Source organism: Nocardia aobensis NBRC 100429, from assembly GCF_000308375.1.
Taxonomy (GTDB): Bacteria; Actinomycetota; Actinomycetes; order Mycobacteriales; family Mycobacteriaceae; genus Nocardia; species Nocardia aobensis.
This window is the reverse complement of sequence record NZ_BAFQ01000189.1, coordinates 24,664-31,025: the sequence shown is the minus strand read 5'-3', so window position 1 is coordinate 31,025 and position 6,362 is coordinate 24,664. Positions and strand designations below refer to the sequence as shown.

Annotated in this window: 4 protein-coding genes; all 4 read right to left on the bottom strand. The window is 65.1% G+C overall.

Annotated features, from left to right (window positions below; translation table 11 throughout):
- A partial coding sequence (gene rpoB / locus RJ03_RS24815) for a DNA-directed RNA polymerase subunit beta (protein ID WP_051025217.1) occupies positions 1 to 2,936 on the bottom strand: 2,936 nt, incomplete at its 3' end.
- A gap of 333 nt (positions 2,937 to 3,269) precedes the next feature.
- The gene (locus tag RJ03_RS24810) at positions 3,270 to 4,121 is read right to left on the bottom strand and encodes a carbohydrate ABC transporter permease (protein WP_051025216.1); all 852 of its coding nucleotides are present in this window, start codon (positions 4,119 to 4,121) and stop codon (positions 3,270 to 3,272) included.
- On the bottom strand, positions 4,118 to 5,014 hold the full coding sequence (locus RJ03_RS24805; RefSeq protein ID WP_036506138.1) for a carbohydrate ABC transporter permease: 897 nt from the start codon (positions 5,012 to 5,014) through the stop codon (positions 4,118 to 4,120). The genes RJ03_RS24810 and RJ03_RS24805 overlap by 4 nt, the downstream gene beginning before the upstream one ends.
- Positions 5,011 to 6,255 carry an extracellular solute-binding protein gene (locus RJ03_RS24800; RefSeq protein WP_036506137.1) on the bottom strand — a complete coding sequence of 415 codons (1,245 nt, stop codon included), beginning with the start codon at positions 6,253 to 6,255 and terminating at the stop codon, positions 5,011 to 5,013. Before RJ03_RS24800 ends, RJ03_RS24805 begins: the two co-directional genes overlap by 4 nt.
- Between the last annotated feature and the right edge of the window lie 107 nt (positions 6,256 to 6,362).

Genomic DNA, 6,362 nt, shown 5'->3' with positions numbered 1-6,362 from the left:
TCCGCGCCGACCATGACCTCGCCGTCGCGGTTGGGCAGTGTCGAGGTGAGCAGGCCGGCGAGTTCGGCTTCGTGGGCGCCGTCGAACACCGGCGTGGCGAGATTCGTATCCGGTTGTGCCGAAAGCAGTTCCGCGGGCAAACGCTGTGCCCAGTCGGGACGGGCACCGTCGGTGAGCCGAATGTCCCACCCCGCCTTGGCGATCCAGCCGAGGTGCGTCTCGAGGATCTGGCCGATGTTCATACGACGCGGAACACCATGGGTGTTCAAGATGATGTCGACCGGAGTGCCGTCGGGCATGAACGGCATGTCCTCCTTGGGGAGGATCTTGCCGATGACACCCTTGTTGCCGTGACGACCCGCGAGCTTGTCACCGTCCTGGATCTTGCGCTTCTGCGCCACATACACGCGCACCAGCTCGTTGACGCCCGGAGGAAGATCGTCGTCGTCCTCGCGCGAGAACACACGAATACCGATCACCTTGCCCGACTCACCGTGGGGCACCTTCAACGAGGTGTCACGCACCTCGCGCGCCTTCTCACCGAAGATCGCGCGCAACAACCGCTCCTCCGGGGTCAGCTCGGTCTCACCCTTCGGGGTCACCTTGCCGACCAGGATGTCACCATCACGCACCTCGGCACCGATACGGACGATGCCACGCTCGTCCAGATCGGCCAGCACCTCGTCGGAGACGTTCGGGATATCGCGGGTGATCTCCTCGGCACCGAGCTTGGTATCACGCGCATCGATCTCGTGCTCCTCGATGTGAATCGAGGTCAGCACATCCTCCTCCACGAGACGCTGCGACAAGATGATCGCGTCCTCGTAGTTGTGACCCTCCCACGGCATGATCGCCACCAGCAGATTCTTACCCAGCGCCATCTCACCGTTCTCGGTGGCCGGGCCGTCGGCGAGGACATCTCCGCCGGCCACCCGCTGCCCTTCGTCCACGATGGGACGCTGGTTGGCGCAGGTGCCCTGATTCGTGCGCGAGAACTTCCGCAGCCGATAGCTGCGGCGCGTCCCGTCGTCGTGCGCGACGGTGATGAAGTCGGCCGAAACCTCCTCCACCACACCGGCTTTCTCGTTGACGATCAGATCTCCGGCGTCGACGGCGGCTCGTCGCTCCATACCGGTGCCGACGAGAGGCGCCTCGGTGCGCAGCAGCGGCACCGCCTGTTTCTGCATGTTCGCACCCATCAGGGCGCGGTTGGCGTCGTCGTGCTCGAGGAACGGAATCATGGCGGTCGCCACCGACACCATCTGGCGCGGCGAGACATCCATATAGTCGATCAGGGTCGAATCGACGAGCTCGACTTCGGAGTTCTTGCGCCGCACCGGAATTCGCGCGGCGACGAAGCGGCCCCCGGTATCGAGCGGTTCGTTGGCCTGTGCGACGACGTGCCGGTCCTCCTCGTCGGCGGTCAGATAGTCGACCTCGTCGGTGACGGCGCCGTCGACCACCCGGCGATACGGGGTTTCGAGGAAACCGAACGGATTGACCCGCGCGTACACCGAGAGGTAGCCGATCAGGCCGATACTCGGACCTTCCGGGGTCTCGATCGGGCACATCCGGCCGTAGTGGCTGTAGTGGACATCGCGGACCTCGAGGCCGGCGCGCTCCCGGCTCAGACCGCCCGGGCCCAGCGCCGAGAGCCGGCGCTTGTTGGTCAGGCTCGCCAGCGGATTGCGTTCGTCCAGGAACTGCGACAGCTGTGAGCTACCGAAGAACTCCCGGACCGCCGCCGTGATCGGGCGGATGTTGATCAGCGTCTGCGGGGTGATGGCCTCGACATCCTGGGTCGTCATCCGTTCCCGGACCACTCGCTCCATCCGCGAGAGCCCGATGCGGATCTGATTCTGGATCAACTCGCCGACCGTGCGGACCCGCCGGTTGCCGAAGTGGTCGATATCGTCGACCTCGACCGGTACTTCCGGCCCGCCGGGTGCGGTCATCGTGGAATCGCCTGCGCGCAAACGCAACAGGTACTCGATGATGGTGACGATATCGTCCTCGGTCAGCACGCGCGGACCGCCCGTGCGACCACCGTGCGTCCCGAGTTTCTTGTTGATCTTGTAGCGGCCCACCGCGCCGAGGTCGTAGCGGTTGTCCCGGAAGAACAGGTTCTCCAGCAGGTTCTGCGCGGACTCCTTGGTCGGCGGCTCACCCGGCCGCAACTTGCGGTGGATGTCGAGCAGCGCCTCGTCGGTGCCGGCGGTGTTGTCCTTGGCCAGCGAGGTGGTCATGATCTCGGAGAAGCCGAACCGCTCGGCGATCCGTTCACTGCTCCAGCCCAATGCCTTGAGCAGCACGGTGACCGGCTGACGACGCTTGCGATCGATACGCACACCGACGGTGTCGCGCTTGTCGACATCGAATTCCAGCCACGCACCACGCGACGGAATCACCCGCGCCGAATGCAGCGTCTTCTCCGTGCCCTTGTCGATCGATTCATCGAAATACACACCCGGTGAACGCACCAGTTGCGACACCACAACTCGCTCGGTGCCGTTGACGACGAAGGTGCCCTTGTCGGTCATCATCGGGAAATCACCCATGAAGACCGTCTGCGACTTGATCTCACCGGTGTTGTTGTTGACGAACTCCGCGGTCACGAACAGCGGTGCCGCGTAGGTCATGTCCTTGTCCTTGCACTCCTCGATCGAGGCCTTGACCTCTTCGAAGCGCGGATCGGAGAGTGTGAGCGACATCGTTTCGGAGAAGTCCTCGATGGGGCTGATCTCGGCCAGCACCTCGGCGAGTCCGCCGATCGTGTCATCGCCGCGCGTGGCCGCGCGCCGCTGCCATTCGGGCGTTCCGACCAGCCGGGCGAACGATTCGGTCTGAACCTCGAGCAGTCCCGGAATCTCCAGGGGTTCGGACAGTTTCGCGAACGAGAGTCGTTGCGAGCTTGTCAAGGCGCATCCTTCCAGCACCTCGCGCGGTCACGCCACGGGTGACCGGTACGAGATCTGCTTGTCCTGTAGGGGCTGTCTGCACAATCCGCACCGGATGTCGTCCGAACATGCCTCGGCCGAGCCGATGGACAGCGACGCGCAGATTGCATCACTGTTCACGGCTGTTTCGTATTTCGAGAGTTGGCGGGCATCCGGGCTGCGGGAGGTCCCAAAGTACACCGCAATAAGAAGATTGTCGAGAGAACGACAAGAATCAGACACCGCATATTCGGTGTCTTCCCACTTCTATAATGGCAGCCGTATATGCGATTCGTCAAGTCGATTGTCGTCAGGGCCGGCGAGTCGTGCCGGTCACTTCACACTTCCCGCGGTCAGGCCCGCGACCAGCCGCTTCTCGATGAGTGCGAACAGCACGACCACCGGCACGATGCCGACGGTGGAGATGGCGAACACGAACTGCCAGGCGGTGTCGTATTGGCCGACGAATTTCGTCAGCGCCACCGAGAGCGGCTGATTTTCCGGAGTGGTCAATACCACCAGGCTCGCCGCGAATTCGTTCCAGCAGGAGACGAAGACGAAAATCGTCGCGGTGACAATTCCGGGCCATACCAGCGGCAGGCTGATTCGCCACAGAATGTGTGGCCGGGACAATCCGTCGAGTTGCGCGGCTTCCTCTATCTGCACCGGAACGGAGGCGAAGAAGCTGTGCAGGATCCACACCGCGAAGGAGAGGTTGAACGCCGCATTCACCAGAATCATCGCGAACCAGGTGTCGTTGATGCCGACGGCGAAGAACTCCCGGATCAGGCCCGTCACGAGCACCGCCGGCTGCAACATCTGGGTGACCAGCACCGCGCCGAGAAAGACCGCCCTGCCCGGAAACCGCCGTCGCGCAGTGTGATACGCGGCCGGTACGGCCACCGCGAGCACGAGCAGGGTAGCGAGCACGGCGATGGCGAGAGTGCTGACGATATTGAACGGCAGCGGCGTCTCCGGGGTGTGCCACATATCGGCGTAGTTCCCGGGCCGCCACCGATGCGGCAGATAGGACGGCGGAATGCGCAGGATCTCCGACCGGGGTTTCAGTGATCCCAGCACCATCACGACGTACGGGACGAGAAATACGGCCGCGATCACGACGCCGGCCGCCGTCAGTCCCCAGCGCCGCGTCGGTTTCCGCGCGGCGCGCTCCCGGGTGGTCATGTGTCGGACTCCGCGGCCGGCCGGACCAGTTTCACGTAGACCGCGATGATCACCGCGATCAGGGCGAAGTTCAGCACGCTCATCGCCGCGGCGGTGGCGAGCTGCTGATTCTGCCGAATCAGCTTGTAGGTCAACGTGGTCGTGGTGTCGGCGGAGAATCCGGCGATACTGCCCGTCAGCACCTGCAGGATCGGCAGCGAATTGAAGACGTTGATGATGTTGACGACGGTGGCCACCGCGATCGCCGGACGCAGCTGCGGCAGCGTCAGATACCGGTAGCGTTGCCAGGCCGATGCGCCGTCCACCCGGCCCGCCTCACCCACTTCCACCGGAATCGAGTGCAGCCCGGCGAGAATCGTATAGGTGGTGAACGGGATCGACACGAAGACCGCGACCGCGATCGCCACCGCGAAGGCCGGCCCCGGCTCCTTGGTGAATCCGAAACCGCGATCGAGCACACCGATATCGACCAGGAGGCGATTGGCGAGTCCGACCTCCGGATCCAGCAGATAGGCGAAGATGCTCGTGGTCATGACCACCGAGGCCGCCCACGGCACCAGGATCGCCAGCCGGATCAGGGTACGGCCCGGAAAGTCCAAGGCCAGAAATTGCGCCAGCGCCGCCGAGAGCACCAGCGTGATCAGCACGACGGCGACGACCCAGACGACGGTGTGGGCGAGGACGCTGCCCAGTTCCTCGATGCCGAACAGCCGGCGGAAGTTGGCCGTCCCGGCGAAGCCCCGATCGCGACCGTAGGGGCTGAGGTCACGGGTGCTGGTCCAGATCATGTACCCGGCGGGAAATGCGACCACGGCGGCGATCAGGATGATCACCGGGCCGATCCACGGCAGGGCGCGGATCGCCGATCCGGTGCGTCCGCGTGGGTTGCTCATCGCGCCGCCCGCGCGATGCGGCGCAGGACCTCTGCCGGGTCCGCGCCCTGTGTCACCGTGCCCATCTGCTGGCGGATCGCGCCCTGGACCGCGGCCCACTTCGGATCGGCGGAAGGGTAGAAGCGGGCAACCGGCAGGGTGGCGGCGAAGGCCTCGGTCACCGGATCCCGCGCGAGTGCGCGCGCACCGGATGCGGTGATCGGGATGAAGTGTTCCGCCCGCACGAAATCGGCGTAGACCGCGGGCGAATAGAAGTAGTTCAGGAACTGCCGGATCGCGGCCTGCTTGTTGCCGTGTTTGCGAAAGGCCATCAGATGATCGGCGACGCCGAGGGTCACGGGCGCACCGGTTTTCGTCGGCGTCGGTGCGGTGGCGTAGCGCAGCGCCGGATTCTGCCGGTCGATCATGCCCAGCACCGGCGGCAGACCTTCGATCATGCCGATCCGGCCCTGGACGAACGCATTGATCACATCCTTCCGATCGGTGGAGCCCGGGTTCGGCTGGGTGTCGCCCGCCGCGGCCAGTGCCGACATCGCCTGCACTCCTTCACGATTGGCGTCGGTATCGACGGTGAGGGTGGCGCCCTCGGACCAGCTGCCGCCGGCGCCGAAGGTCCAGATCGACGTCTCGCCCTGCGCTTCCTCACTGCCCAACGGCAGGCCGTACCCGGAGATGCCGCCGCCGAGGGCCTGGATGCGGTGCGCGTCCTCCCGCAGTTCGGACCAGGTCTTCGGCGGGGCGGGGATGCCGGCGCGCGCGAACAGATCGGTGTTGTAGAACAGCGTGCGCGTCGAGGCGAACAGCGGTAGCGCCCACTGGGTTCCGTCGATGGAGGCGTTGCGGGCGAAACCGGGATCGATGTCGTGCAGGACCGCCGGGTCGGCGATATCGGTTGCCGGATAGAGCATGTCGTCGGTGGCATATGCGGAGTAGGCATCGATGCCGAGAATGTCGGGGGTGGTGGTCACCGACTGCAGATCGGTGCGGACCACCTCGTTGATCGAATCCCACGATTCGACCTGCAGATGGATCGTGATCGCCGGATTCTGCGCGCGGAAGTTCGCGATGATCGTGCTCCACTCCGCACGGGTCGCGTCGCTGTAGGCGGGCACCAGCAGCGCCAGCGCGTTCGGATCGGAATCGTCGGCGCTGCGGCCCCGGAAACCGCATGCGGCGACGGCCACCGACAGCACCACGAGCAGCGCGGCGAGCGCGAATCCAGCGCGCGGCTGACCGGACACCAGCGTCAACCTTCCCCTCTGTACGACCGTCACCTGCGGCATTCGCGGGACATCGGCGGATGCCGGAGGGTGGTGACCGGTCCGGCTCGTCCGAATCTAACCGCGGC

Excerpts from the sequence above, each read along its gene's own strand:
- RJ03_RS24810 (WP_051025216.1), bottom strand. The coding sequence starts at position 4,121 with ATGACCACCCGGGAGCGCGCCGCGCGGAAACCGACGCGGCGCTGGGGA.
- RJ03_RS24805 (WP_036506138.1), bottom strand. The coding sequence starts at position 5,014 with ATGAGCAACCCACGCGGACGCACCGGATCGGCGATCCGCGCCCTGCCG.